Here is a 23,921-nt window from a genome sequence, read left to right as displayed (position 1 = left end):
GTCAGCTCCGCGCGTGACAGGTGGCCGTAGCCCAACGTCGTCGGGCCTCGCCCCAGTAAGGTCGACCTCGTTGCGCAGCCGCCAGGCGATGACCGCCCCAGCTTCTTCGGCGCCACCGAGGTTGAACACAGCGGTCGGCATGAGATCACGCGGGTCGACACCGCGTGCGAGAACATCGCGCCACGCGGCGCGCACTTTCTGCCTGCCCTCATCAGTGAGCGTGTCGGCGGCATCGGCATCAAGCGCGTCCCACCATCCGTCGAGCTGACGGTCAATGAAATCCGCGGTGGCCATGTCCAGGCCGTAGCGATACAGTTTCTCCAACCGTTCGCGGCTCGTGGCGTACTGCTCAGCTTCGGTGCGAATGTCAGTCGCAGAGCGTTGCCGGTTATCGCGCGCGATGGCCCGGCAGACAACATCGCGGGCGCTAAGTCCCGGTGTGTTGCCAGCGGAATGCTCGTGTCCTTCTTCGGCGAGTTCATCAAGGAAATCGTCTGTCACTGCGTAGATGCGGTTCTCATGTTTACCGCGTGTGAGCGCAACATAGAGTGACGAACGACTTGTCGCTGCATCCACCACAGCGTGCGTGGTGTCTACCGTTGCGCCCTGGGATCGGTACACCGTTGCGGCGTAGCCAAGGTGAGTGTTCGCACCGACATAGTCGGCGGGCAGATAGTAGAGGTGGCCGGTCGCGGTGTCCGTTGCGGTGACAGATCCGTCGTCGTTAAGGCCTGTGATGCGGAACATCTGGCCGTTGATCACGCGCGGGCCGGGGGCATCCGCATCATGCGGGTTGGCAAGACGCGCGTTCTTACGCGCGATGATCACATCGCCGACACCGGCCCGGTCGTTGCGGGACAGTTCCACCTCACGGTGCGTATCGACCTCGCCGTGGTCGATTCGGTGTGCGCGAATCATCTCATTGAGAGCATCGACATCGGTGTTGGTAGTGGCCACGATGAGCGAGTTCCGTCCGCGCTCGGTGTCAGCGAGATAGCTCTCTACGGCCTGAGACAGCATTGTCTCGCGGGTACCACCGGCCAACCAGTGGCGCTGATCGTAGAAGTCCACCGCGTCGGTGTCTCCGCGCCGAAGCGCCAAGGATGCGTCTGCCTGGGCGGTGTCGTTTCCATGCTCGAAGCGCATGACCTCGGTGAGTTCAGCGGCATCGCTATAGCGGCACATGGTGGCGAACAGACCACCCGTCCCTACGGCGTCAAGCTGCTCTGGGTCACCGATCAGGCGTAGCACCGCGCCTGATTGCTGCGCGATTTCAGTCAGCGCAGCAAGGTTATCGGTCGTGGCCATGCCTGCTTCATCGACCAGGAGCATGTCGCCAGGTTGAATATCAATCGGCAGCGCGGAGAGATCACCCGCAGGCTTTACGGGGTGCCGTCCGCGCCAGATATGCGTCAAGGAATCAATGGTGCTTGCATTGATGCCGAGTTCATCACCGAGCACGTCAGCTGCTTGGGCTGACGGTGCCAGACCGATCACGGAGTGTCCCTGGGTGACCCATGCATCGGCAGCGACCTGCATTGCCGTTGTCTTGCCGGTACCTGCCGGCCCGACACCACACGCAACCAAGGTGCCTGACTGGACGAGATGTTGCGCGAGGGCACTCTGTCCCGCATTGAGCGAGAAGCCGCGCGAGGCCTCAAAGTTTGTCAGCGCCGAAGAGACTGCCTGAGAGTCAGCAAAGACGGCAACCGGCTCTGAAACGGCTGCAAGAACGGCATCCTCCTGGGCCAAGATCTCAGGGGTGGTGTACTTGGCGTAGTCGAGGTGATGATCAACAGCCATGCCGTCCTCGTTGCGCATCGACGCAGGCAGAACAAGATCACGCTGCGGGGTGATGCCGACCATGTGGAAGTCCACAATGCGCTCGGTCAAAAGGTCCATCGCCCGGTCGCTTTGACCCTCGTCATCGAACCGGAAGCCTTTGAGGTAGCTTCCGACCGCAGCTGTGATGTGATGGCGCGCGAAGTACGACCGCTTTTGCACAAGGCGGTCGATGACCTCCGATGCCCGATCATCGAGATCCTGCTCAAAGACGTCACCGCCGACAAAGAACTCGGGACGAAGATCATGACCCTGCCCATCGAGCACACCGTTGAGCGCAGACAGCAGTGCCTGAGAGTTATCGAGCCGGTCTACAGAATCACGCCAACCCGCGCGCAGTGTCGCGAGAGATTCAGCCGGTCGTTTGGCATCTCGGGTATCGAGAATCGCCGCCTGCCACAACTGCATCTGTGTGCGCTTGTCGGGCTGGTGGCCGTGACGATCCACGAAATCGGCAACCAAGCGGTCATACACCGGACGTGCCAAGGCGCGCCGTTTTGAGAAAAGATCGATCAGCTCCTGCGGCACTCCGGCGACCTCCCAGACAGGTTCCTTGCCGGACTCGCGCGGGCTTGCTTCAAAAGCCAACCCCATCTTGCGCGTGAGAATGTCTTGGAGCACGGTGTCATAGCGCGCGGATAACGTCTGGTGATTCTTGAACATGGCGCGAGAGTCAAGCGTCCTCCACTTGCCGTCCGGGCCTTGCACTTTATTGCTCACAAGCACATGGGAGTGCAGATCAGGGTCGCCAGCACGGGTGTCAAAGTGCGTGAACTCGCTCGCGATGATCCCCCGTGTTTTCACTTGCGCCAGCCCGCCCGCGCCCATCCGTGTGCGCACGGTATGTTCTTCTGCCCACGCCAAAACTTCCGCGACTGCTTCATGATGGCACGCGGCGATTCTGCTTGCGGTGTGCTCATCGGCCAGCGCCCAGAGCACAGACACGCTCTTGGCAGGCGAGAACGTCAAGTCGAAACCTGCAACAGCCTGCTTGACCTGATCGCGCTGCTGATTGACCCAGTCGATGACGTCTTTGTCTGAGGAATATTCGTAGCCGGTGGCGGAAACGTAGTGCTTTCGGCCAATGGAAACCGCTAGATCGGAGCGTTCTTCGACGGTAAGCAGCCGTCCTGTCTCTTTGACCAGGGCGCGCTCGGCGGATCGTAGCTCATCGAGAACCGGTATCTCGTTGGTGTAGATCGGGAACTTGCCGCCGAGCTTGCAGTCCTCCAGCTTCACCCCCTCTCGCAGCATCTGGTGCGCATCTGGGTGGTAGCCCAGCCCGTAGAGCGCCTCCATCTGGTCGGCTTCAATTTCCACGCCCATGGCAGCAGTCTCCGACTGCAAACCCTGCAAGCCCTTGCCGATCCAACGACCTGCGGGAGTTCCTTTTGCCTGGTAGTAGTTGGAGAGTTTTCCCTCCTCCACCGTCGAGCTTGAGGCATCGTTCGTCGCCACCGAGCGCAGCAGATACTGGTATCCACTACCGGCATGAACGGCGCGAAACGACATCATAGTTTCCCACCTTAGCGTGCGTATTTCCCATTCTCACTAAAAGTGCCTACTGTGTGTGGCTCTCAGTGGCGCAAGACACTGAGGAAGGCATGGCCAGCGGCGTGTGCTGGCGCTAGATTCAAGGCCATGACGAAGCGAACGAGCAAGAAGCAGCAGGCGCGCGAGTTGGCGATGCGGGCGCTGGCTGAGCAGATCGAGAGACAGCAGAAGGTGCAAGCCGCCACGCAGCGCGCCTTCCTCGCGCAAGGCGAGTTCGAGGAGGTGCGTGCGCGGTTCGCCGAATCGCTCCAAGAGCTAGACGCGCTGGGCGAGTCTCAGCCGTGGATGCGCAACACCTTCGGGCTAACGCCTGCAGATCTGCGCAGCCTCCTCGCGCTAGACCGCACCGATGACAACGATGACAGCAGCGACGATGACCGCGAAGATCAACCAGAGGATGCTCCGGTTGGCGATGAGGGCCACTGGACCGACGCGCAGCACAGTGAACAGCACGAGTGAGTAATGCGCAACCCTGGGACGTTTCCCTGCCGGGTATGCCCGCCGCCGAAGAAACCCCCGCGATGCCGGGGAAAGCTCGCGGTGTGTCCGGTGATCCCGATCTCCTTCCAGATGAAGATGATGTGGCGCGGTTCTGGGCTAAGGTCGTGCGCTCGCCACAGTGTTGGTTCTGGGTCGGCGCCATCTCGCGCCCAGATGGGTACGGGCGCTTCACATTCCAGCGGGATAACCGTCAGCGCACCGTCCTGGCGCACCGGTTCGCGCTCCTTATCGACGGAGTCGATCTGACAGGCCGTGTCGTTGCCGAGCACGAATGCAACGAACCATTGTGCGTGCGCGTCGGCGCCGGCCACGTCCGCGTATCCACGCAGTCGGACAATTTGCGCTACGCAGTGCGCAACGGTCGACACGACGGCAACCGTGTGGCGTCGGTGTCGACGCATCGAGCGCAGCGTTCCGTGCGCATCCGGGCAGCGATCAAAAACGGGTGGGACGCCGCGGCGTTCCACCAAGCGATAGCAAGTCCAGGTGATGGCCAGATGCCCCTATTCCCCTGAGCGGGTGCACGCCGGTAGGGTGTGCAGGCAGAGTACGCAAACACCCCAGACCACTTCATGGTCTGGGGTGTTTGCTTGTGTAAGGGTTTGATGTGGGGTTCAGTCTCGCTTCGTTGAGTAGCGCTGCCATGCCGTGCGTTGTTGGCGTCCGCACTCGACGAGGTGGGCGAAGAGTTCCTCTTCGGGTGCCTCATGCGCGATCTGCGCGAGCCGTGCGACCATGCGTTGGAACTGGCGGCGGTACGACAGGGAGAGCACCTGGCGGGCGTACTCGGCAGCGAGGAGATCGTTGGCCTGTAGACCAAGGAGTGTGGCCATGAGTTCAGTGGCGTCACGGCGAGTCATGCCGTTGCGTGCGCCTTGTGCGCTCAAGGTGGCGATGACGGACGCGGAATCTGTGGGGATGTCACGTTCGGCTCGCTCGGCAATGATTGCGCAGACTCTGGCGTAGGGCGGGCGGTAGAAGTCGGCAGGTTCGATGATGGCCAGCGCGTGACGCACGGGAGATAAGTCTCCGCGTTGGCCGGCCCACAGCAATGCAGAGAGCAGAAGTGCTTCGCTGTCGTGGCGCGGGTCGTACTCGGCTACGTCGGCTTCTTCGACAACCTCTCCAGTCAGCGGTTCGATAGCAGCGGTGCTCACGGTTTCCGCCCGTCCCATTCCTCGATGCCGATGCCGGTAGCGCGAATCACCGGAGACGTGCGGGCGATGGAATCAAGTTCCCACACCAGACGCACACTTTCATCGGTGACCTCAACACGCACAAGATCGCCTGTCCTGTAGTTCTCGACGATCCAGTCGGCGAGGTCATCGTCTCCCTCATTGGTGAAAGCCACGCGAAAGAAGGTGGGCTTTCCGCCTGTCTTTTTCTTGATGCCCAGACCGACCATGCCGTCACCGCGTCGGCGGTCGCGCTGCTTGGCAACGTTCTCGGCGTGCTCGTCGGGGGTCGGAATGTAGGTGATGACTCCGTGAATGAACACGGTTGTACTCCTGTCTAGTGGTCGTCGGTCGGGGTGGCGAGGTGTTCAAGCGCCTGGGCTACGGCCTCGACGGTAGCCGGTGCCGATTTGGGAGTGGTGTGCATCTGCGCGGCCAGCGCGGCGCGGGCGGCGTCGCTTGTCCGCGCCCACCCGAGTGCCAGCGCGGTCAACACTGAATTGACCGTAAGGTTGTGCTCGTTGAGGCGTTGGACAAACTCTTCGCTCAGATCATCGTCCAGGCGCACGGAGAATCTGCGAAACCTGCGCTCGTAGCGGCGCTCGTAGTCGCGTCGCTCTTGATCGCGCTCGTGCGTATTCGGGTGCGGCTCGGGCTGTGCGCTCATGAGGTGTCCTTTCAGGGTGGGTTGTCGGTGTTGACCGCGCTGGCAGGGTTAGAGCAGTCCGCGCTCACGCGCCTGGCGCTCGCAGTTCAACTCTTGCACTCGTGCTTCGCGCTCCGCGCGCTCGAACAGATCGTGCGGGCGCCCAATCGCGTTGGCTAAGCGCTGGAGCGCAATGCGTTGCGACGTGCACACATCCCGGCCACGGATCAAGGCGTGATTGATCTCGCGCAGATACGCGCTCGGGCTTTCCTGCCCGCATCGCTGACACACAAAGACGGCCATGGCTACTTGACCTCCTTCGCTGCCAGCGCTGTGACGGGGCCGAGGTCGCGCATCTTCTCGGTCGTGCGCGAGGATACATCTGCTCCTGCCCGGTACCAGTGCAACTCTCCCCCACCTGCCGGCGGGCGGGTGCCTGTCCTAGTGGTTGCCGCGTACATGTGGCGCTGGTGCCGCAAGTTGGCGTAGCGCTTGCGCGAGAGCGGGCAGCGCGCGAGGGTTGTGCTCTTCTAGGATCGCAAGGATGCGCGTCGCTGCCGCGCTCTGGACGTCGGCCAGGGCATCGAGCGCGTCTCGCACATCCTCGTAGGCCTCCTGTGCGCGAGTGGGGTCGGCGTCGGGGTCATCTGCACAGGCGCGCAGGTATTCCGCGCTTGCACTCCATCTGCGATCAATTGCCCATACGAGGCGATCCACGGCTTCTGCGGCGTGCTTGGAGTGGGGGTCGATTGGCGAGATCATGTCAGCTCCTTGGCGTCGCCCTGCCGGAGACTGAGCGCCGGCAGGGCGGGTAGTTAGTAGAGTTCTTGGGTCACGCGCAACGCGATTGGCTGTTGCCCTGTGTCGCCGGGGACAAGTCGCAGATCGAACTCGATCTCGGGTCGCTGGTGCAGTGCGGAGTACATGCCGTCCTGGACGACTTCATCGTCTGCCCAGCGGTGGTCGACTGCCAGCGCGTGCTGCGCCCAGGCCAGCGCTCGTGCGTAGGACACAAAGCCGCCCTCTGCGAAATGCAGGCTGCGGGTGATCGGGTTGATGAACTCGTACTTCCATGTAGCCATGGCGGGCCTTTCTGGTGTGGTGCCGGGGGCTGTGTCGCCCGTCTCGGCGTCGGTGGTGTGGTGGTGTGCGTGATTAGCCGGGAATGCGCGCCCCTCCCCCAGGTCGCTAGTTGCGCAGCAGATCGCTGTGGTTGGCAACCTCGTCGACAATCGCGTTGAACAGTTCCGCTTCATCGGGCGTAGCCAGCGGATAGAAGAACGTCTTGCGCTCGTCTGACCACTCGCGGTCGCTGTAGCGGTAGATCGTGCCCATGCAGTCGGTGTTGAACACGGGGCCGTGCGTCTTGGCGTTGTAATCAAATTCGACGTAGATCAGCGTTTCCAGCCTGACCCGGACGTCGCGCCCATCGACACAGAGGAAGTGCCGTTCGCCTTTGTCGGTGCGGCGCCGGCGCTTGTGGACGATGGTCGGGGTGGAAGTGCTTGCGGTGGCCATGATGAGACCATCCTTTCCGGTGGTGATTGCGTGCTGCCGGGGGCTGTTCCGCCCGTCTCGGCATCGGTCTGTACCTCATGTGCGGTACTGATACCCAGTATAACCAGTATCAAAGTTGGTGCCAACTTTTAAGGATGTGGGGTTGGTCACATCCGGGTAAGGTGTTCGCCGGTCGGGTCGGCGGCTATACGCACATACGGCCGTACCCGCCCGCAGGCCCACCTACCCGGCTAGCTGTCGCTAGTGCGCTTGCATTTACTAGCCGGATAGCATAGAATAGGGGTGAACCCGATAATCAAGGAGGACACCATGACAGACCTGCACACTCTCGCTATCCGCACGGCAGGACGGTGCGACATTACTGATAAAGCCGCCGAGGACGCTCTACTCATTTACCTAAAGCAGGTGGAAACCGCCGACCAGCGCACCATTGACCCCGATAACATTGACGCAGAAGATGCCGCGTTCCTCATGGAATCGGTTGCGCAAGCGCAAAAGGCCGGCGACCTTGGCCAGCGCGAGTTAGAGCGCGTCGAGGACATTCAGCCGGAAATCGAGCACGCTCAGCAAACACTTGCCACGCTCGAAGATCAGCGCAACACCGCGATCAAGGCTGCTCTAGCCGCTGGTGCGCGTGTCAAGGACGTTGCTGCTGCTGCCGGTCTTTCCCGCCAGCGTATCGAGCAGATTCGGGGCATGTAGCCATACCCGCGTACTAGCGGCTCCTGGGCACCTCGCTCCTGGTGGTCACCGTTGTCTGCGCTCGCTCTCCGCGCTCCTCTGTGTCCTTGGTGCCCGTCTCGCACCGTGCTGTCGCCCCGGCCACACTTCTCCGTCTTTGTGCCGGTGTGCTCTTTTCCTTCCCCTCTTTGCCCTCGGTGCCCCTCGCCTGTTTTGGCGCTCTGCGTAACGACTAGCACCTCCACCACCACCGGAGTGACCACTTGTCTACGGTACCCCTCTAATTCAGCCCAACCGAGCGAAGCGAGGGCGGGAGCTTTTTTCGGACAGCAACCCGCGGATACCGCTTGCTTTGATCTCCTGCCAACCTAGAGGGTTGTTAAAGGGGTAGAGGAGATAAAGGATTCTATAGGGGAACTGCCATTTATCTGCTTTTACCAGCCGATATAGGCGAAGTTGCGCGACCCAACTCACGAAGTTGCGCGACCCAACTCACGAAGTTGCGCGACCCAACTCACGAAGTTGCGCGACCCAACTCACGAAGTTGCGGTGATGCTCAGGGCGCGAAAAAACCCACGGCGGAGCCGTGGGGATTGACGTGTTGTTAGAAGCGAGGTTCGCTCGGTGGCGGGAGCAGCTTGGGATCTACCGGAGTGGTTTTGCCAGTGAGCATAACCCCGTTTTCCCACTCTTTGATTCCTGATTCGGGCCATGCCTCTGCGATGCGTTCGATGGCTTTCCTGACTTTAGAACGGAAGTCGCGTATTCCCCGATCTGTGTCTGGGTAGCTTGTGCCGATTTGGCCTTTGAGTTGCTGCCAAGTCACGCGGGTATGCCCGCTGTGGGTGTGGATGCGGTGTGCTGCCCAGGAGTAGAGGTCGAGCGCCAGGGGTGAGCGGTAGAGCTTGGCGATGTGAATGGCGTCGAGGGGAACCGCATGGGTGGCGAGTTCGGTGAAGAAGTCTTCGGACAGCACGATGTAGGAATGGTTGTGGAGGTCGCCTGAGTCATCGCCACGTTCCCACCAGAAGTACGTCTCGTCCGCGACAAGCGAGTTCTTCGTGCGGGTTCCGCTGCCCTGCGTCGTGGTGAGATCGATGCGGGTGTGGATCGCGGTATTAGCAATGCTCTCTAGTTGTGCATGGAGGGCTGTGTACCGCCTGCTGTCTGCGCGCTGCCCGGGCTTGAGGATTCCCATCTCGTGCATGATCCGGTGCGCGCTGCGCCCGAGTGGGATTGTGCGCTTCATTGCTAGGTCGGGGATGTTCGGGTCGTTGTAGCGCTGGCAGGCTTCGCGGGTGAGCCAGAACATGATCAGCCTGGCGTAGTGGCCGTAAGGGAGTGCGCCACCTGCCATGTTCGTCATGGTGACGGTCATGTGTCCGTTGGTGAGGGTGAGCCTGCCGCTTTCTGCTCCTTTTGCGCTGTGCGGGAAGGTCGCCTTGGTGAAGATCGCGCTGGTGAACGCGTAGCGCTCGGCTATGCCGTGGGTCTGCATGAACTCAACGTCGGCCTCGATGCGAGCGCTTAGTTCGTCGAGGGGTTCGTCCCGTGGCGTGTCGTGCATTATGGGAAGTCCTTTCAAAGGTCGCCCAGCCGACTAGCTTTTGCACACGGGTGTTGCTAAAGTTATATGCAAACGCCAGTTGCTGGTGTTGTGCCCCCCGCCATATGAGCTACCAACTCGGCGGGGGGTCCGCCTGTTTACGGAGTGTTTCTGCCCCGGCATGATCGGGCGCTGCCTGAAATCAGATCAGAAACTATCGATGCAAAGAACATCTGTGTAATTACACTACAACATAATGCAGGTCGCCGACACAACCACTCCAAAGAATACGGAGAGCCGTATATACGGCTATACGACGATACGGGTAACCGTAAGGGGTGGCTACGGCGTCGAAGTACTACTCATTGGATTCTGTGAATTCAGGGCGTCACCTGGGTTGTCGTAGAAGGTGCCCTGCTCTACGTGCGGCTTGTCTTGCTGGTCTGCGAACTCGTTGGCGGCCAGGGACAAGGCGGTCCCGAAGAGAAAGAGTACGGCGAATGTAATTAGCAGTCCCATGATCGGCACGACGCTGAAGATGAGGCCGGCGAACAGGCCATTGGCCTGTACTTGCCTGCGGATGATGCCGAGCGCAGCAAGGGCGAATATGGCGGTGGCGATGTTGGCGGTAGTGAGCATTACCTCTCGTCCTTTCTCCGGTGATCGGGGTTATGCACTTCGTTGGTCGGGTCGGCATCGTCGGTGAGGTACTTGTACAAGGTGCTACGCGCTATCTCGAAGCGCCGGGCAACGACCGCCTTGGGGACTCCGGCGCTGACCATCTCGCGGGCCTGGGCGACTTGGTCGGGCGTGAGGATCGGTTTGCGTTCATAGACTCCCCTGGCTTTTGCGGCAGCAATTCCATCGGCCTGTCGCTCTCGGATCAGCTCGCGCTCCAGCTGGGCGACGGCACCGAGGATACTGAGCATGAACCGGCTCGTCGGGTCGCTGTTTGCCGTGTAGGTCTGGTTCTCCTTGAGGAACTTCACCGCTACTCCCCGATCAGTGAGGGTGGAAACGATTGAGTGCAAGTCAGGTACCGAGCGGGCGAGTCTATCCATGCTCACGACGACGAGAAGATCGCCCTCGCGTGCGTAGTCGAGTGCCTGATTGAGGGCGGGTCGATCTCGGGTGGCCCCGGTGATTGTGTCTTCCCACAGTTTCTGTACCCCCGCATCATGAAGAGCTGCCCGCTGGCGCTCAAGATTTTGGCTTGCCGAACTGACGCGGGCGTAGCCGAGGATCTGGCCAGAAATCGGCGGTAAGTGTCCGGCAGGGTCTTGACCCGCTGACAGATGTGTCGCGTTAGGCATATTCCAGACCTTAGCGGACATGTCCGACACGAGGTAGGGCTTCACGGGCAAAGTGTCCGCGCGGGTCTACTCGCAGAGACACTATGGGCGGGCGCGCTTACTCGCCGCAATCCGAAACCAGTGACGCGTGTCACCTTGAGTGACTTCTGGGTACTGCCTAGGGCCGCGAAAGTATGTAGGCTAATGGTCATCCTCCACATCCCCCGAAGTGGTGGCCAGGCCCGAGCAGCTCACCCCCGCAGCTGTTACCGGGCCGCTTTTATGCCCAGCTCGCGAGAGGAGGGATAAAGCCGCAGCGTTGCAGAGCAGTCTTCAGGGCTTTTAAGTGGTGTATTCGAGGATGTCTTCCGTGACTATCTGGGGCGGAGTGTTGACTATAAGGAAGTCGTATCCGTGCCGGCCTGGGCCGGTTAATGGTGGTCGTGCTTTATCGTACCCATCGCTGAACCGTAGAGGGGCTGCGCTTACACGCCTGAGCGATGGCGTACATCGTCACGCCACTGCCGACAGCGTCCTGGACTAAACTGCTACGCTGCTCTTTCATCCCGGATAACTGCTCTTCAACAGACGTGATCTCCCTGTCGAGGGAGGCAATCGGCTCAATGGACGCCTGCTCGTTCACCTACTCCCCCTCGCTGATTTGAATTTCGCCTTTGTGAACGTCCCAGGTCCGTGCCGCCAAGGTGGTAACAGTGCCGATGGTGTACTCCGGCTTCGCCGGCGGTACCTCGCCCTCGTCGAGCAAGAAGCAACCCGGGGCGCTCCAATAGTCAATAGTCGTGCGGATAGAATTCCTCGCCGGGGCCGTCTTGGCGAGTTGCGTGGAATTCATCGAGCAGCTGATTGGTGATTTCTCTCAACGTACCCGTGAACTGTTCGCCATGCGGCGAAGTGAGGTGGAAGGTCTGCATGTTGTTCCTTTCGGTCGAGGTATACGGCCCAGTATAACGCACTGCGTACTATTACGCAGTGCGTGCCTACGCTTCAAGTTCGTTCGTGGCGCCTCAGCATAAACGCTTGCGAGCCGGATTGCCGTAACGCTGTAGAGCCGTATGGGCGGAGTTGCGGTCCGGGCATACGGCGAACTGGAGTTACGGCAATACGGCGTGGCAGGGCATGGTGGGTTACTCCAGCTCGGAGGGTTGTTCTTGAGTCTGCGAGGGATCATGAGGCTGGACATCCTGACGTGGGGTGTCAATATGGAGTCGCTGCTGTGCCTGCAGTCTCTGCTGCGGAGACATTCTTTCGGGCGCCAAGGTCATTTCGTGTGATTGCCAGGCAGATGCCTGCTCTTCTGCGGTGCCGTCCATCTTCACGATGGGTGTGGATTTGGGGTGATAGGTAATCCCTGCCGCCAGCATCGATTTGGTGGGGTTGAGTTCCAGGCTGTAACCGGGGGAGCGGCCCTTGCTGGCGAGGCGCTGTATGTACTCGTGTCGAGCTCGCTTTTCCCCGGCCGAGTTGTTGAATCTGCGCAGACGTTCCTGGACCGCGTGTAGATCCGCGGTCTTTTCCTCCAGTTCGGCTTGTTCCGGGAATTCTCTCAGATCGTTACTGGTTTCCAGGCGGGTGATTTCGCGGCGTACCTTCTCGATGTTTTCCTCTGCTCGGGCGTGGGCGTTGACCACGGCGTTGACGGAGGACTCCATGCGGGTGAGGAAGCCGGAGCGTGACTGCGGCAGGTTCGCGTTTTCCTCGGCGGTGCGCACCTGTTCGTCGCGGATGAGGTTGTCGGGGATGGGTTTCGGGTGCTGTCCGGCGGGACTGGTGATGACAAGCCCTGAGTTATCGAAGCTGTAGTGGGCAAAGAGAGGAACACCCCCGATCACACCAATAGGTTGTTTCTCTGTACTGCGCGTGCGGGAGACAGCGGCTAGTTGTGCCGTCATGGCGTCGGTGGCCTCCTTGCGGTCGGTGTAGGTGACCCCGCCAAAGATCCATGTCTTCTCGCCACTGTCGGCCTCCACCCATGCTTTCGCGGAGGGGGCCAGTGCCTCCAGCGTTTCCTTACGCTGCTGGAGCCGGGGAAGTTCCTGCCGGTTGTAGCGCAGGTAGAACTCGGCGGATTCTTTCTGCGCCGTGTGCTCGGTCTTCTTGGATTGAAGTTCGTCTACCTCACGCTTCAGAGTGATTTCCTTGGCGAAGTCGGGATTGCCCGTAGCAAGCGACTTGTTGCGTGCCAGCACGTCGTCGTCGTTGTCGTCGACTGCGAGCTCGTTGTGCTCCAGCGCTCCCCTGTATATCTGCTGGATGAAGTCGTGCTTGCTCTTGATGAGCGACCAGGAGTGACCGTCGGCGGTGCCTGCGGAGATGTACTCGTAGACGCGCACATCAGCGTTCTGGTTTCCCTGCCGCACGATGCGTCCGTTGCGCTGCTCCATGTCGGCCGGCCGCCACGGCACATCCAGGTGATGCAGGGCAACCGCCCGTGCCTGGATGTTCGCCCCGGTGGAGAGCTTGGGGGTGTTTCCGACAATCACGTCCACGTGGCCGTTGTTGCAGTCGTCGAACAGTTGCAGCTTGCGGTCGTCCCATTCATGGATGAAGCGGATGCGTGACTTCTCCATGCCGCGTGCCACGAGCTCCTCGCGGAGGGCCTCGTAGACGGTGAACTTGTTGGGATCGCTCGACGGGACACCCCTGTCGCAGAAGACGATCTGTAACCCGCCCCGGTTGGGTGACTGCGCCCCGAGTTGGTCGAGGTAGACGTTTTCGCGGTTAGCGCGCCACTCTTCGGCAATGGTGTCGGCAGCGGTCTTTAACCGCCCTACCTCCGGGTCGTGGTCGAGGTTGGCGAGGCGCGGGTCGAGCGTGGCTTTCTTTCCGTCGTTGATCAGTTTCAGCGGGTTATCGACGAAGGAGTCCACGAAGCGGAGCTGCTCTTCGCGCCACATCAGGTCGCGGCTGAGGTCTTTGACCTCCTGCCCGGGGTCGAAAGTAATCACGGTCGGCTCCCCATTGGGCAAGGAGGGCAGAGTCACCGGGATTTGGCTGCGGTCTACGAAATCCATGAACGGGGAGTTCATCAGGGTGATCTCGCGGACGTTGACATAGCGGGCAATTTTTGTCTTCTCGGTGATGCGCCCACCGGAGCTGAAGTCGAGGGCGGTGACGGCCTCGGTGAAGTTGTTTGCCCAGGCGTTGACCCCCGAGATACCGGCTTCATCGAGCAGGTCGGGGCGCAGGTAGTGCTGCATCACCCAGAGCTCGGCAATGGCGTTGCTGATTGGGGTGCCGGTGGCGAAAGTGACCACGGGAGAACCGGGGCGCTTATGGGATCGCAACCAGTCGATTTTCATGTCCATGTCCGTCGCTTTGGCGGCACCACTGTCGGCCAGCTCGGGGTTGGGGGAGACGCGGGCGAGGTTTTTGTACCCGTGGGCTTCGTCCACGATGAGGTAGTCGATGCCGGTCTGATCGAACGTGATGCCGGTATCGGTTCCCACCTGGGCAAGTTTCTTTTCGTGGGCAACCTGCATCTTGGATAAGCTGTCCTCGATGTCTTTGACGGTGCGGCTGTGGTCGCCGGAGCTTTCCTCCAGGGCCTCCAGGTCACGACGCAGGCCAGCAATCTTGTTTTGGAGATAGTCCGCTTCGATCTCGGGGGACACAGGAATTCTGGTGAAGACGGATTCGGGAATAACTACCAGGTCCCAGTCGTTGGTCGCCGCCTGCGCCGCAAAGAGTTGCCGCCCGTCACCTCCGCCGATGGCTGAGGCCCCGGAAAGGACGCGCGCACCCGGGTACCATTGGTTGGCCTCACGCGCAATCTGTTCGACTAGGTGGTTCGGCACGACCAGGGCGGGCTTTCTGACTTTGCCGAGGCGTTTGAGCTCCATTGCCCCCATGACCATTGAGCCTGTTTTGCCCGCGCCCACGACGTGATTGAGCAGCACACCGGGTTCATTAATCATGCGCTCGACGGCATCACGCTGGTACGGATACGGGGTGTATCCCTCAGACATGCCCGGAAACTGCAGCTCACTGCCGTCATAGACGGGAGCCACAACGTTGTTGAATTGGTCGTTGTAGGCCTCGATGAGTTTCTCGTGGCGGGCGGGATCCTCTTTTGCCCAGGAGGAGAAGCGCTCGAAGAGCTCACGGGACTTCCTTCCCGCGGCCTGGGTGGCCTCGGGGTAGAGTATTGTTTTGTTTTCGGGGTCGGGAACCTCGAGTTTTTCGCGGGCCTGCAGGGAGTAATTGAGCCGGGGGCTCGACGAGTTCATGGCGTGGACCAACGCGTCGCGGGCGGGAAAGACCACGGAGCTGCGTCCCCGGTGCGCGACACCGTGGTGGGATAACCCCTGCATGCGCCTGTCGCGGGAGCGGAAGTTGTATTCTCCGTCGGCGTTTGCTGCCGCGAGTCCAAAACGGGTATCCACCTCGGTTTTTTGCCACCAGGTGTTAGGAAGTGCCACGGACCAGGAGTCACCGACGTTTTGGACGTCGATTTCGCTGCGTTTGGACTGCTCAATCTCGAACGTTTCGGCGATGAAGTCGATGTAGATCTCCTTGGGGATCCACGTTGCGCCAAGGTTTATGGTGATGCCTTCGGTGATGCGTTCCGGCTGCGCAGTCCGCAAAGCCTCCATGTTGGGGATGAAGCGTGCGTCGTCGGCAGAGATAGATTCTGCTTCGCGCAGTTTCGTTCGCACGGCTCCGGAGAGATAGCGCGGGCGCGGGATCCACTCCTCGGGGGATTGCGGATCGCGGAAGGCGATGCCCTCGCGCTGCAATTCGTTCTCGACGGCGGCGGCGTCGTAGCCGTCGAGAAGATTTGCCAGGTTTTCGGCGGTTAGCGCGGCGGCGCTTGTGGTGAGCATCTTCATCGCGTCGCTGAGGTTGTCTGCACTATCGGGCTGCACCACGGTGCGGATGGGATTGGTGGAAAAAAGCGGGCCCTTGGTGGCGGTCTTGGTGTCCTCGTCGTAGCGCTCCAGCGCATAGACGGCATTCATGAAGGGGTCGGCGGCGAGAGCACCTTCAAGGTGGCGGCGTTTGATGGTAGCTGTCCTTGACGGCTGGCGCGCTTGATCGAGCAGCTCGTCGTAGACCTCGCTGGGCAGCTCACCTTCGAAGGGGCGGTCGTCGATGGCGTTTTCCTTGCGCCATTTCGTCTCCAACCCCGCGAAGGCCTTGTTGACCTGTGCCTCGGACTTTTTACGTGGTTCCTGCACGTCGTGCAGGTTGATCGGACCGTGGGTTTCGACGTAAGCGTCGTATTGGGCGTTGAGCTGGTCACGCAGGGCGTGGATGTCGGCGGTGTTTTCGTCGCGGCACGCGGTGAGCAGCGCGGTGGTGGTGTCGCGCATGTCGATCAGGCGTGCCCACTGTTCGGCGTATTTCTTCGCGGGATGCACCTCAACCCATTGCGTGGTGCCGGCGGTGTTTTGCTTCTGCTCGAACGTCAGCGCGTCACCTACGCGTTCGTAGCGCAGCGTGCCGACGACGGCCTCCATTTCATCGCGGGCGGTGTCGAGCAGACCGGTGGTGCTCACTGTCTCGGGGATGGTGGTGCCGGCGGTGAGACCGTAACCGTCGTTCGCGGCCTGGCCGATGTCGGCGGTGAGACGGGTGCGTACCTGCTCGGATAGGGCAGTAGCGGTGTCGGCGTCGATGGCCAGCTGCGCCCCGTAGCGTCCCGTGGCGGCGCGAAGTGTCCCCAGAATGTTTTCGGGGTGTTGGGCGAAGAAATTGTTGAGACGGAATGTCTGCCCGTCCACCTCCACCTCTGTGGTGGTCAGGAAGTCCTCGGTGCGCTCAGTTGGTTCCTGGTCGTCTTCGCGGACGCGGAAGATAAGAACGTCGGTGGCGACTTCGGTTCCCGCGTTGGCGGCAAAGGCGCCGTTTTTGCCCGATGGCAGGCGCACTCCCGTGATGAAGTCGGCGCGGTCGGTGATCGCGGCGCGGGGTCCGAAACCGTTGGATCCCTTGCCGTCGGCGGTACCGGTGCTGGTGACAACTGCGACGTAACCGCCCGGTTTAGTCAGGTCAATGGACTTCGAGATCACGTAGTTGTGCAGGCTGAGACCGTGCGGGTTACGCGCCGGATCGTAGGGCGCGTACTGGGCAAAGGGGACGTTGCCGATGGTGGCGGTGAACGTGTCGTCGGGCAAATCAGTGGCGGTGAAGTCCTCGGACCTGATTTGCGCTCCCGGGTTAAGAAGTGCCGCAATGCGCGCGGTTGTGGGGTCGAGCTCGACACCGACAGCGCGCGTGCCCTCCGGAGCAGTGGAAAGGAAGGTGCCTTTGCCGCAGCCAGGTTCGAGCACGGGCCCACCACGGTAGCCGGCGTGTTCGAGCGCTGCCCACATGGCGCGGGTCAGGTCGGCGTCGGTAAAAAACGCCGACAGCACGGTGCGCCGGGCATTTTGATAGTCGCTAGGGGAGAGTAGCTGTTGCAGGTAGTCGCGCTCGCGCGCGTAGCGGTCGTTGCGCTCGTCAAATACATCTGCAAGAGATCCCCATGACTGCCACTGAGAAAGGAGACCGCGCTGCGACTCGGTGAGAGCGTCGGGGTCGGTGTCCTCGCCAATAGAGGTGAGCTCCTCCAGGGCGCGGATGTTGCGCCCGAGGGAGGTGGCGGGATTTATCGGCGGGCGGCGATCCGCTCGTCCCAGTACTTCTGCGCCGACCGCGCTTTCGCCTCGATCTCTAGGTAGTCGGGATGTGCGGGGCTGTTCGGGATCGGCAGGCCGAGAAACAGGCGTCGCTCCAGCAGTGCTCCCGCCAGCATCCTGAACCGAGGTGGCTCGTCGCCCCACAGTTCCCGCACCGCGTCCGTCGCTTCCCGGCTGGTGTAAATCTGATCGGGGTCCTTCCACCACCCGTCCGGGTCGCGCAGCGCCTGGAGGTGAGGACTGTCCTCCTCGTCCTGTTCCGCCTGCCGGGCGACGATCTCCTGCGTCAGCGGCTCCAGGTACTCGCCCATGATCTGGTCCGTCGCCAGCTGCTTCGACTGGGCGATGAGGCTGCCCCTCTGCGGCCCGTCCGGCCACTGCCCCGTTCTCTCCTTGTAGGCGTAGAGTGCCGCGGTCTCGATCTCCGATGCGCGGTCCTCCCACGCCTGCGTCATCTGCTGATAGAGCTGCTCGATCTGCTCCTCGGTCGTGCTCGGGTCGTAGGCCGTCAGTGTCGCTTGAATGTCCGCTCGATGAATCATTCGTCTCTCCTAGCAGGTCAAAAATGCTGAGTTGGTTTTCATTGGGGGTTACACGTTTCCGACTCCTGCGCGCCATTTCGCCTCTCGCTCCGTAGATCCAGCATGTCGTGTGCTGTTAATCGTATGGAACTTCGTGAGCGCGGGACTCTAAAACGCTACTTTCAACAGGTGGAGATACGGACATACGGCGCAACGTAAAACCGCTGATACGGCTTTACGGAGCGCCGTAGAGCCGTATTGTTTACGAGGGCTCTTCTGGTGCGTTCGCTTCGAGATACTCGCGCACGAGAGTCGTGATGATGTCTGTCATTGTTCGGTCCTCGCTCAGGGCCTGCATGTGGAGTCGCTTGTGCAGCGTGGGGTCCATCAAAATGGTGAGCTTCTTATTCGGTGTGCTACGCGTCTGAAGGACATCCTGGGCGGTGGCGGGTTTGGCGCGATTGGTTCGTCGGCTGAACGGGCTAGACACGCTCTGCCTCGACAATCTGCTCCGCAATGCTCTCGTAACCGTGCAGTGTTCCTGTGGGGGTGCGGCCGTACCAGCGGCGGATCTCCTCGCGGCGCGGGATCGCCCCTTGGAACGTTTTGATGTCGTCCTCCTGGAGCGCGTCTTTTAACGCGCCCGTTGACTTCGCGCTGAGCAGGACGCTGGTGAGAAGAACAACGGCCTTATCCTTGCCTGCGATGTCGATGGTATCCCACATGCGTTGGGTCTCAATCCCAGAGGGCTGAACCGGCACGATGACAACGTCGGCGACGGCAATGGCTGTGTCGATAAGCGTGGGGTTTCCTGGCGGGCAGTCGAGGATCGTGAACTCGGTGGTCTCTCGAAGGTGTTTTGTGGTGTGGACATTTCCAAGGACCACGGGAAACGCCAAGGGCTCGCCGGCGTCCTCGGCCATTTGGGCCCACTCCGTGGCGCTGCCCTGCGGGTCAAGATCGACAACCGTGACAGACCGGCCGTGGCGGTGGAAAGCGGTTGCGAGCAAGATGGCGGACGTTGTTTTTCCGGTTCCGCCTTTCAAATTTGAGATGGCAATGACAGTCATCATGTTCCTTTCGTGTGTCTTTGGCTTACTGCCGCGAGCGCCGAACAAGGCGATGGGCGTAGCTTTCCGCCTCGTGGACCACCAATGCGTCGGCGATCGCCTGATGGTGGCTTCCGTCAAGGACGTCGAAGTCAGTGGAAAGCGAGCTGACAATGCGTGCGAGTGGGGCCGCCCGGCCACTAAGCGCGGGGTCGTCAGCGTTCCACTGCAGAGCGTTTTTGAGCTGCAGGTCGGCGTTCCTTTTTTCCCTGAGCGACTTCACCGTTTCTCCTTCCGGAAGGGAGTTTCTTGGGGGGGTGGAAACCCTGAAAAGACCGATCACGGCTTCCACAGCTGGATGATACAGCAATACAGCAATACGGCAAGACGGTAGCCGTATGTACGGTAACACGGCGAGCCGTAGATACGGCTACAGGGTTAGTTGGTTGCCAATTATGCAGGTCACCTCCAACTGCCCGTTCGTACCTGGCGACATATGTGCGTATTGCACAAATTGCAACAGTTGCAACGATTGCAAAGAACGGTTGAAAGAGTCGGATCGGTAATGTATAACGAAGGACGTGGCAGTAAGTGATGAAGAACAACATGAACGATGGCTGTCTCCGCGTGAAGTGGGGGAGAGGCTGCCGGGCGCACCGTCTGCGCAAGCAGTGCGGCAGTGGTGCGTTAGGGGTTTGGTGCCGGGGGCGGTGCGCTTGCCGAATGGCCGGTGGCAGATTCCCGAGAGCGCGGTGGAGCAACTGCTCAAAGGGGGCGGCGCCATGACGTGACAAAAGAAAGTGCCCCTGCGGCAAACAGGGGCACAAGATGACAAATCAACTGGGCGGTCGATGTTGTCGTATTTATTTTCGGGGATTCCTAGTGCCGTAGTCAAGCTCATGGCGAACGGATGTTCAAGGCTTGGCTCGTGATGTCGCCTGCGCGAAATAGGCGGGCGCATCGTGATCAGCGGCGTAGGCCTGTGTGCGACGAGTTGCCGCGATGTGGAGACGATCTGCCGCCCTATAAGTGCCGGCCCTGATGTCTCGCTGACCGGCGGGCATCACATTCAGACCACCGTGCTCGATGCGGAGTACCGATGACAACCACGTCTAGGACTGTCGTGGTCGTGGTGTCTCGCGTGGTCTAACTCGAACACACAACCCGAAAGGAGCAATGACGTCATGAGTGTAGGTCATGATCGCCATTCCGCAGCTTACTTTTTCATTCCGGACCCCTTGCCACGCGAACTCACCGACTCTGGCCTGTGCGCGGTACCGGAACTCTGGCCAGAGGGTCTTTGGGACTACTCGGTCAGTGGTGAGACAACCAGTCAGCGTCATAGACGTCGTGCCCTGGCTGAGAGCATCTGCGAAGGCTGCCCGGTGCGCGAACTCTGCGCGCAGTATGCTGCCGATAACGGACTGTCGGGGGTATGGGGGGGTGTGGTATTTCGTCCGACCGGAATTGGATCAAGCGTAGAACCCGGAAACAACGCGAACGCCCGCTTCCTTGGAAAGCGGGCGAACGGGCGCAGTGTAGGTGCGCGACGGACAGTATAGCCCAGCAGAGAGAGGGTTTCTTCCCAGCTCTGTGGGGCTTGACTGTTGTGAGAAAGCAGCCAACACTTAGAACAGTTGATCTGCCATATAACAATCGGGGCAGAGAACACGAAGGAGAGGGTCTATGGACATTAAGAAGCAGGTTAAGGTCGCTTTGGCGGTGGCGGTGTCGTCCTCGCTCGTTCTTCCGGGGCACGTTCTCGCCGCGGAGAAGCCCGCCCAGCCGGGAACGGTGCGTCCGGCAGACAAACCAGCCGCCCAGCCAGGCACCGATAAGCAGGCGCGGACAGAGAAGAAGGACGCCGAAAGCAAAGAGTCTGCGTCTCAGGCGGGGACAGAAAAAGCACCGCAGAAACCTGCTAAAGACAGCGCGGCCTCTAAGCCCTCGGCAGCAGCAAAGCCATCTGCCGCTGCAAAGCCTGAAACGGCTGCGGCACAGCCAGCTGCCGAGAGCAAGCCGTCGACGCCGAGTGTCCGCGGGCAAGAGCCAAGCGCCCCTGCGCCGGCACCTAACTACTCCAACGTGACGGATCAGGGCACTGTGCCGAAGGTGCGGGCCGAAGATGCGAACGCAGCTACGCCGGCACAGCCCGCTGCCGAGGACAAGCCGTCGACGCCGAGTGTCCGCGGGCAAGAGCCAAGCGCCCCTGCGCCGGCACCTAACTACTCCAACGCGTCGAATAAGGACGCCGCACCGAGCGCCGCGCAGGAGGCGGCGCCGCCCGCAGAGTCCGCTGGCGGCCAGACGCTGGCAGAGCAGGCGTCCGAGACGACTGGCTCGCAGACGGTGCGTGAATCCGCCCAGGGGATCGAGCAGGAGGACGAAGCCCAGCCGGTGCGCACGACCCAGGCCGACGAGAAGGCGCGCTTTGAGGTGGCCTCGGCGGTAGAGACAGATGGCGATGTGCGCCAGGACGCCACCCGGGAAGAAGCCGCTATCACCCGTGAGGAGGAAAAGTCCGACCTCGCTCCCGCGCAGGTGCCGGATGATGGTCCTGACGGAGACGACGAGGACACCCCGGAGCAGATCAACAACGCACTGGATCAGACCATCAGTGCAGGAGCATCTGTTGAGGGGGAGCACGGCAACGCTGAGGTGGAGCTCGATGCTTCTCCAGAGGCCACGACTTTCAGCGCGAATGCGGCCGATACGACCGTGAATGCCACGGTCGATCATGTCGACAAGCAGGTCAGTGTTGAAGCAGGCGACACCGAATTTCAAGTGCAGGCACCTGCCGCAGTCGAAGAGATCGTTCCGCCGCAGGTGGCCGAGTCTATCGATCAGGCTGCGCAGCAGGCGCAGGCGGCAGTCAATACGCACCTGGAGTCGCTGCCGAGCGGTGAGCAGGTCAGCGAGACCGCTATCGGTCAGGTAACGACCTGGCTCGATGTGCAGTAGTGGGGGAGAGCACCGGTAAGGGGAACTATGAGTTCGTGGTTTGACGACATCGAGCAGCGACCGCCTGCCAGCGCCGAGGACGGGGAGCGGTTTTCGGAAGAGGGAGAAGAACAACCGCCTAAGCGTGAGCCGAAGCGTGCGCGCGGAGGTGCAGTGACCATCGACCGCAACACTGTTGTCCTTGTCGGTGCTTTCGCCCTTGCTGTGGGCATCGTCGTAGCGACACTGTGGTATCTCTCGACCGCTAGCGCGAGCAGTGACGTCGCAGCAGACGGTGGGGAAGACACCACGGCTGTGCAGGCAGCAGAGGGTGAGGAGGAGACCGCTTCTGTGGAAGCGGCCTCGAATCCCGATGAGCAGGTGGCCGTTGCAGGCCAGTGCGAGCCGGAAGACGACGAGACCACGTTATCCACCGCTGATGCGTCCCTTCGTGGGGTCGTGGCGCAGTGGCAGGAGAAGTATTACGACCGGGACACCAGCCTGACGGACCACCTTACGGAGAGTTCGTGGCTTCGCGATCAGGACTGGGAGCAGATTCTTGCCGAGGGGGCACCAGACGGTTCGTCGTGGTGCGCGGTGATGGGGCCGGTTGAAGACGATCACGTCGACGTCGACGTGATGGTGACGTACGCAGATAACTCATCGCAAGTTTTTAAGCAGACCGTGACGGGCACGCAAGACGCAGACGGCACGTGGCTCATTGATGACATCGAGATTCGGTGATCTTAGAAAGGAAATGCAATGAAGCGCAAAGTAGTTTCATTCAGCACTATCGCCCTCGTCGTGTGCGCGGGTATGAACCCTGTAGCTGCGCTCGCGCAGACGACGGAGAAGGAAACGACCGAGCAGCAAACAACTCAACAGCAGACAACTGAACAGGAAATGACCGAACAGCAGACGACTGAGCAGCGAACAGGGGACGCTCGCTGTCCTGCGGTCCAGATGATCGCTATTAACGACGTCAATGATTCTGCCCTCGGTCAGTCGGACGCGGGCTTTCTGAGCACTGTGGCTGCTCCGGTGCTCGCATCCGCTAACGACGACTCCACCAGCGATGCCGATCTTGACGGCGGGTTTAGCGCCCCGGCCAAGACCTCTACCTCCGCGACGTCGGAGAAGGGGAGCGACTCGAATTCCGACGTCTGGGGAGACGCGGACGAAACCACGCCCGGCAGCAATGGTGACTGGAAACCGGATGTCTGGGGAGACGCAGAAGCTGAAGACGAAGTAGCACCCACGGCCAGTGCCAGCGGTGATTGGAAACCGTCTGTATGGGATGCAGACACCACGACGTCCGCTGCCGCAGACGAACCAGAGGACAAGGAGTCGACGCAAAAGTCCTCGGATCAGACGTCAACCACCGCCCAGACCTCGGCCACTGCCGCGACGACCACAACGTCTGCGGCGAAAGCTCCGAGTGTGGGTCGCACCATCATTGAGGTGGAGTCCACCGACGATACCCGCGCGTATCTTCCTGGTGTGACCGGGCCGGACACGGTTCCTGCCTACGATGAGTCCATCAGTAACGCGGCGGCGGATGTTGAAGCGGTGCTCGCAGACATCGACAGCACCTGCCCGAACACGAAGGTAGTGCTGCTTGGCGTCGGCCAGGGTGCCCATGCGGCGTCGACCGTTTCTAGGCGCATCGGCGCCGGCGAGGTCTTCCCTGCAGACAAGGTGCTTGGCGTGAGCCTGTTTGCAGACCCGTCGCGCGCTGAGGATCAGCCCGTCGTGGCCAACGGCGCGGATGCGCCTGCCGGCGCTCAGCAAACCTGGGACGCGGAACAAGCTCCTGGTGCAGGCGTGGCCACGGTGCGTGAGGATGTTGAAGCAACCGGTGACAGTGACTATGGCAGCGTTGCAGATCGCACGGTGTCGTGGTGTGCAGAAGGTGATACGACCTGTGCTCTGCCGGCTGACACTCCGCTTCGCACCGTTGTGGCCAACACTGCTGAGGGCACCGAGGGCAAAGCTCCGGAGCATGTTTTGCGTCA

At 61.1% G+C, this 23,921-nt stretch carries 24 protein-coding genes; 7 read left to right on the top strand and 17 right to left on the bottom strand.

Features of this window, described 5'->3' with window-relative positions:
• Window positions 1–3,357, bottom strand: a 3,357-nt coding sequence (gene mobF, locus KBX18_RS11205) for a MobF family relaxase (protein WP_255996194.1), incomplete at its 3' end; no start/stop codon positions are given.
• A 126-nt stretch (window positions 3,358–3,483) separates the two neighbouring features.
• Between mobF and KBX18_RS11200 the strand changes: the two genes are divergently transcribed.
• Window positions 3,484–3,855, top strand: a complete 372-nt coding sequence (locus KBX18_RS11200) for a hypothetical protein (protein ID WP_255996193.1) — start codon at window positions 3,484–3,486, stop codon at window positions 3,853–3,855.
• Entirely contained in the window at window positions 3,852–4,412 is a 561-nt protein-coding gene (locus KBX18_RS11195; protein ID WP_255996192.1) for a hypothetical protein, read from the top strand. The genes KBX18_RS11200 and KBX18_RS11195 overlap by 4 nt, the downstream gene beginning before the upstream one ends.
• Window positions 4,413–4,511: 99 nt before the next feature.
• Here KBX18_RS11195 and KBX18_RS11190 read toward each other — a convergent pair whose 3' ends face one another.
• The 8 genes from KBX18_RS11190 to KBX18_RS11155 all read right to left on the bottom strand — a co-directional run bounded on the left by KBX18_RS11190 (window position 4,512) and on the right by KBX18_RS11155 (window position 7,236).
• Window positions 4,512–5,054 carry a DnaB-like helicase N-terminal domain-containing protein gene (locus KBX18_RS11190; RefSeq protein WP_255996191.1) on the bottom strand — a complete coding sequence of 181 codons (543 nt, stop codon included), beginning with the start codon at window positions 5,052–5,054 and terminating at the stop codon, window positions 4,512–4,514.
• A complete protein-coding gene (locus KBX18_RS11185) occupies window positions 5,051–5,395 on the bottom strand; it encodes a hypothetical protein (RefSeq protein WP_255996190.1) in 345 nt (114 codons plus the stop codon). Before KBX18_RS11185 ends, KBX18_RS11190 begins: the two co-directional genes overlap by 4 nt.
• Window positions 5,396–5,409: 14 nt before the next feature.
• A complete protein-coding gene (locus KBX18_RS11180) occupies window positions 5,410–5,739 on the bottom strand; it encodes a hypothetical protein (protein WP_255996189.1) in 330 nt (109 codons plus the stop codon).
• 48 nt (window positions 5,740–5,787) lie between these two features.
• On the bottom strand, window positions 5,788–6,021 hold the full coding sequence (locus KBX18_RS11175; protein WP_255996188.1) for a hypothetical protein: 234 nt from the start codon (window positions 6,019–6,021) through the stop codon (window positions 5,788–5,790).
• A gap of 2 nt (window positions 6,022–6,023) precedes the next feature.
• The gene (locus KBX18_RS11170) at window positions 6,024–6,179 is read right to left on the bottom strand and encodes a hypothetical protein (RefSeq protein WP_255996187.1); all 156 of its coding nucleotides are present in this window, start codon (window positions 6,177–6,179) and stop codon (window positions 6,024–6,026) included.
• Window positions 6,160–6,480, bottom strand: coding sequence for a hypothetical protein (locus tag KBX18_RS11165; protein WP_255996186.1), 321 nt, complete (start codon window positions 6,478–6,480; stop codon window positions 6,160–6,162). Before KBX18_RS11165 ends, KBX18_RS11170 begins: the two co-directional genes overlap by 20 nt.
• 53 nt (window positions 6,481–6,533) lie before the next feature.
• Window positions 6,534–6,800: a hypothetical protein gene (locus tag KBX18_RS11160; protein WP_255996185.1), complete on the bottom strand. Its 267-nt coding sequence runs from the start codon at window positions 6,798–6,800 to the stop codon at window positions 6,534–6,536.
• 106 nt (window positions 6,801–6,906) lie between these two features.
• Window positions 6,907–7,236 carry a hypothetical protein gene (locus tag KBX18_RS11155; protein ID WP_255996184.1) on the bottom strand — a complete coding sequence of 110 codons (330 nt, stop codon included), beginning with the start codon at window positions 7,234–7,236 and terminating at the stop codon, window positions 6,907–6,909.
• A gap of 309 nt (window positions 7,237–7,545) precedes the next feature.
• Between KBX18_RS11155 and KBX18_RS11150 the strand changes: the two genes are divergently transcribed.
• Window positions 7,546–7,938: a hypothetical protein gene (locus KBX18_RS11150; protein ID WP_255996183.1), complete on the top strand. Its 393-nt coding sequence runs from the start codon at window positions 7,546–7,548 to the stop codon at window positions 7,936–7,938.
• Window positions 7,939–8,521: 583 nt separating this feature from the next.
• Here the strand turns inward: KBX18_RS11150 and KBX18_RS11145 are convergent.
• The 8 genes from KBX18_RS11145 to KBX18_RS11110 all read right to left on the bottom strand — a co-directional run bounded on the left by KBX18_RS11145 (window position 8,522) and on the right by KBX18_RS11110 (window position 19,249).
• The gene (locus KBX18_RS11145) at window positions 8,522–9,484 is read right to left on the bottom strand and encodes a replication protein RepA (RefSeq protein WP_255996182.1); all 963 of its coding nucleotides are present in this window, start codon (window positions 9,482–9,484) and stop codon (window positions 8,522–8,524) included.
• A gap of 321 nt (window positions 9,485–9,805) precedes the next feature.
• Window positions 9,806–10,102: a hypothetical protein gene (locus tag KBX18_RS11140; RefSeq protein ID WP_255996181.1), complete on the bottom strand. Its 297-nt coding sequence runs from the start codon at window positions 10,100–10,102 to the stop codon at window positions 9,806–9,808.
• On the bottom strand, window positions 10,102–10,821 hold the full coding sequence (locus KBX18_RS11135) for a recombinase family protein (RefSeq protein ID WP_370687252.1): 720 nt from the start codon (window positions 10,819–10,821) through the stop codon (window positions 10,102–10,104). Before KBX18_RS11135 ends, KBX18_RS11140 begins: the two co-directional genes overlap by 1 nt.
• A 577-nt stretch (window positions 10,822–11,398) precedes the next feature.
• The gene (locus KBX18_RS11130; RefSeq protein WP_255996180.1) at window positions 11,399–11,608 is read right to left on the bottom strand and encodes a hypothetical protein; all 210 of its coding nucleotides are present in this window, start codon (window positions 11,606–11,608) and stop codon (window positions 11,399–11,401) included.
• A gap of 292 nt (window positions 11,609–11,900) precedes the next feature.
• Entirely contained in the window at window positions 11,901–17,132 is a 5,232-nt protein-coding gene (locus KBX18_RS11125; protein WP_255996179.1) for an SNF2-related protein, read from the bottom strand.
• Window positions 17,133–17,365: 233 nt separating this feature from the next.
• A complete protein-coding gene (locus KBX18_RS11120; protein WP_255996178.1) occupies window positions 17,366–17,938 on the bottom strand; it encodes a hypothetical protein in 573 nt (190 codons plus the stop codon).
• A 461-nt stretch (window positions 17,939–18,399) separates the two neighbouring features.
• A complete protein-coding gene (locus KBX18_RS11115) occupies window positions 18,400–18,990 on the bottom strand; it encodes a ParA family protein (protein ID WP_255996177.1) in 591 nt (196 codons plus the stop codon).
• Between the two features lie 22 nt (window positions 18,991–19,012).
• The gene (locus KBX18_RS11110) at window positions 19,013–19,249 is read right to left on the bottom strand and encodes a hypothetical protein (RefSeq protein WP_255996176.1); all 237 of its coding nucleotides are present in this window, start codon (window positions 19,247–19,249) and stop codon (window positions 19,013–19,015) included.
• A 901-nt stretch (window positions 19,250–20,150) separates the two neighbouring features.
• Between KBX18_RS11110 and KBX18_RS11925 the strand changes: the two genes are divergently transcribed.
• From KBX18_RS11925 to KBX18_RS11095, 4 genes are all read left to right on the top strand, one after another.
• Window positions 20,151–20,528, top strand: a complete 378-nt coding sequence (locus KBX18_RS11925; RefSeq protein WP_370687251.1) for a WhiB family transcriptional regulator — start codon at window positions 20,151–20,153, stop codon at window positions 20,526–20,528.
• 124 nt (window positions 20,529–20,652) lie between these two features.
• Window positions 20,653–21,927 (top strand): hypothetical protein, encoded by a 1,275-nt coding sequence (locus KBX18_RS11105; protein WP_255996175.1) that lies wholly within the window; start codon window positions 20,653–20,655, stop codon window positions 21,925–21,927.
• Window positions 21,928–21,954: 27 nt separating this feature from the next.
• On the top strand, window positions 21,955–22,650 hold the full coding sequence (locus KBX18_RS11100) for a hypothetical protein (RefSeq protein WP_255996174.1): 696 nt from the start codon (window positions 21,955–21,957) through the stop codon (window positions 22,648–22,650).
• Window positions 22,651–22,668: 18 nt separating this feature from the next.
• Window positions 22,669–23,921: cutinase family protein (locus KBX18_RS11095; RefSeq protein WP_255996173.1), on the top strand; the 1,253-nt coding region annotated here is incomplete at its 3' end.

The organism is Corynebacterium sp. CCUG 69979 (genome assembly GCF_024454095.1).
Taxonomy (GTDB): Bacteria; Actinomycetota; Actinomycetes; order Mycobacteriales; family Mycobacteriaceae; genus Corynebacterium; species Corynebacterium genitalium.
Note: the sequence above shows the minus strand (reverse complement) of the source record. Positions and strands in the feature narration are given on the sequence as shown.

Excerpts from the sequence above, each read along its gene's own strand:
- KBX18_RS11200 (WP_255996193.1), top strand. The coding sequence starts at position 3,484 with ATGACGAAGCGAACGAGCAAGAAGCAGCAGGCGCGCGAGTTGGCGATG.
- KBX18_RS11925 (WP_370687251.1), top strand. The coding sequence starts at position 20,151 with ATGAGTGTAGGTCATGATCGCCATTCCGCAGCTTACTTTTTCATTCCG.
- KBX18_RS11145 (WP_255996182.1), bottom strand. The coding sequence starts at position 9,484 with ATGCACGACACGCCACGGGACGAACCCCTCGACGAACTAAGCGCTCGC.
- KBX18_RS11130 (WP_255996180.1), bottom strand. The coding sequence starts at position 11,608 with ATGAATTCCACGCAACTCGCCAAGACGGCCCCGGCGAGGAATTCTATC.
- KBX18_RS11120 (WP_255996178.1), bottom strand. The coding sequence starts at position 17,938 with ATGATTCATCGAGCGGACATTCAAGCGACACTGACGGCCTACGACCCG.
- KBX18_RS11165 (WP_255996186.1), bottom strand. The coding sequence starts at position 6,480 with ATGATCTCGCCAATCGACCCCCACTCCAAGCACGCCGCAGAAGCCGTG.
- KBX18_RS11180 (WP_255996189.1), bottom strand. The coding sequence starts at position 5,739 with ATGAGCGCACAGCCCGAGCCGCACCCGAATACGCACGAGCGCGATCAA.
- KBX18_RS11160 (WP_255996185.1), bottom strand. The coding sequence starts at position 6,800 with ATGGCTACATGGAAGTACGAGTTCATCAACCCGATCACCCGCAGCCTG.
- KBX18_RS11105 (WP_255996175.1), top strand. The coding sequence starts at position 20,653 with ATGGACATTAAGAAGCAGGTTAAGGTCGCTTTGGCGGTGGCGGTGTCG.
- KBX18_RS11140 (WP_255996181.1), bottom strand. The coding sequence starts at position 10,102 with ATGCTCACTACCGCCAACATCGCCACCGCCATATTCGCCCTTGCTGCG.
- KBX18_RS11155 (WP_255996184.1), bottom strand. The coding sequence starts at position 7,236 with ATGGCCACCGCAAGCACTTCCACCCCGACCATCGTCCACAAGCGCCGG.
- KBX18_RS11100 (WP_255996174.1), top strand. The coding sequence starts at position 21,955 with ATGAGTTCGTGGTTTGACGACATCGAGCAGCGACCGCCTGCCAGCGCC.
- KBX18_RS11175 (WP_255996188.1), bottom strand. The coding sequence starts at position 6,021 with ATGGCCGTCTTTGTGTGTCAGCGATGCGGGCAGGAAAGCCCGAGCGCG.
- KBX18_RS11170 (WP_255996187.1), bottom strand. The coding sequence starts at position 6,179 with ATGTACGCGGCAACCACTAGGACAGGCACCCGCCCGCCGGCAGGTGGG.
- KBX18_RS11115 (WP_255996177.1), bottom strand. The coding sequence starts at position 18,990 with ATGATGACTGTCATTGCCATCTCAAATTTGAAAGGCGGAACCGGAAAA.
- KBX18_RS11150 (WP_255996183.1), top strand. The coding sequence starts at position 7,546 with ATGACAGACCTGCACACTCTCGCTATCCGCACGGCAGGACGGTGCGAC.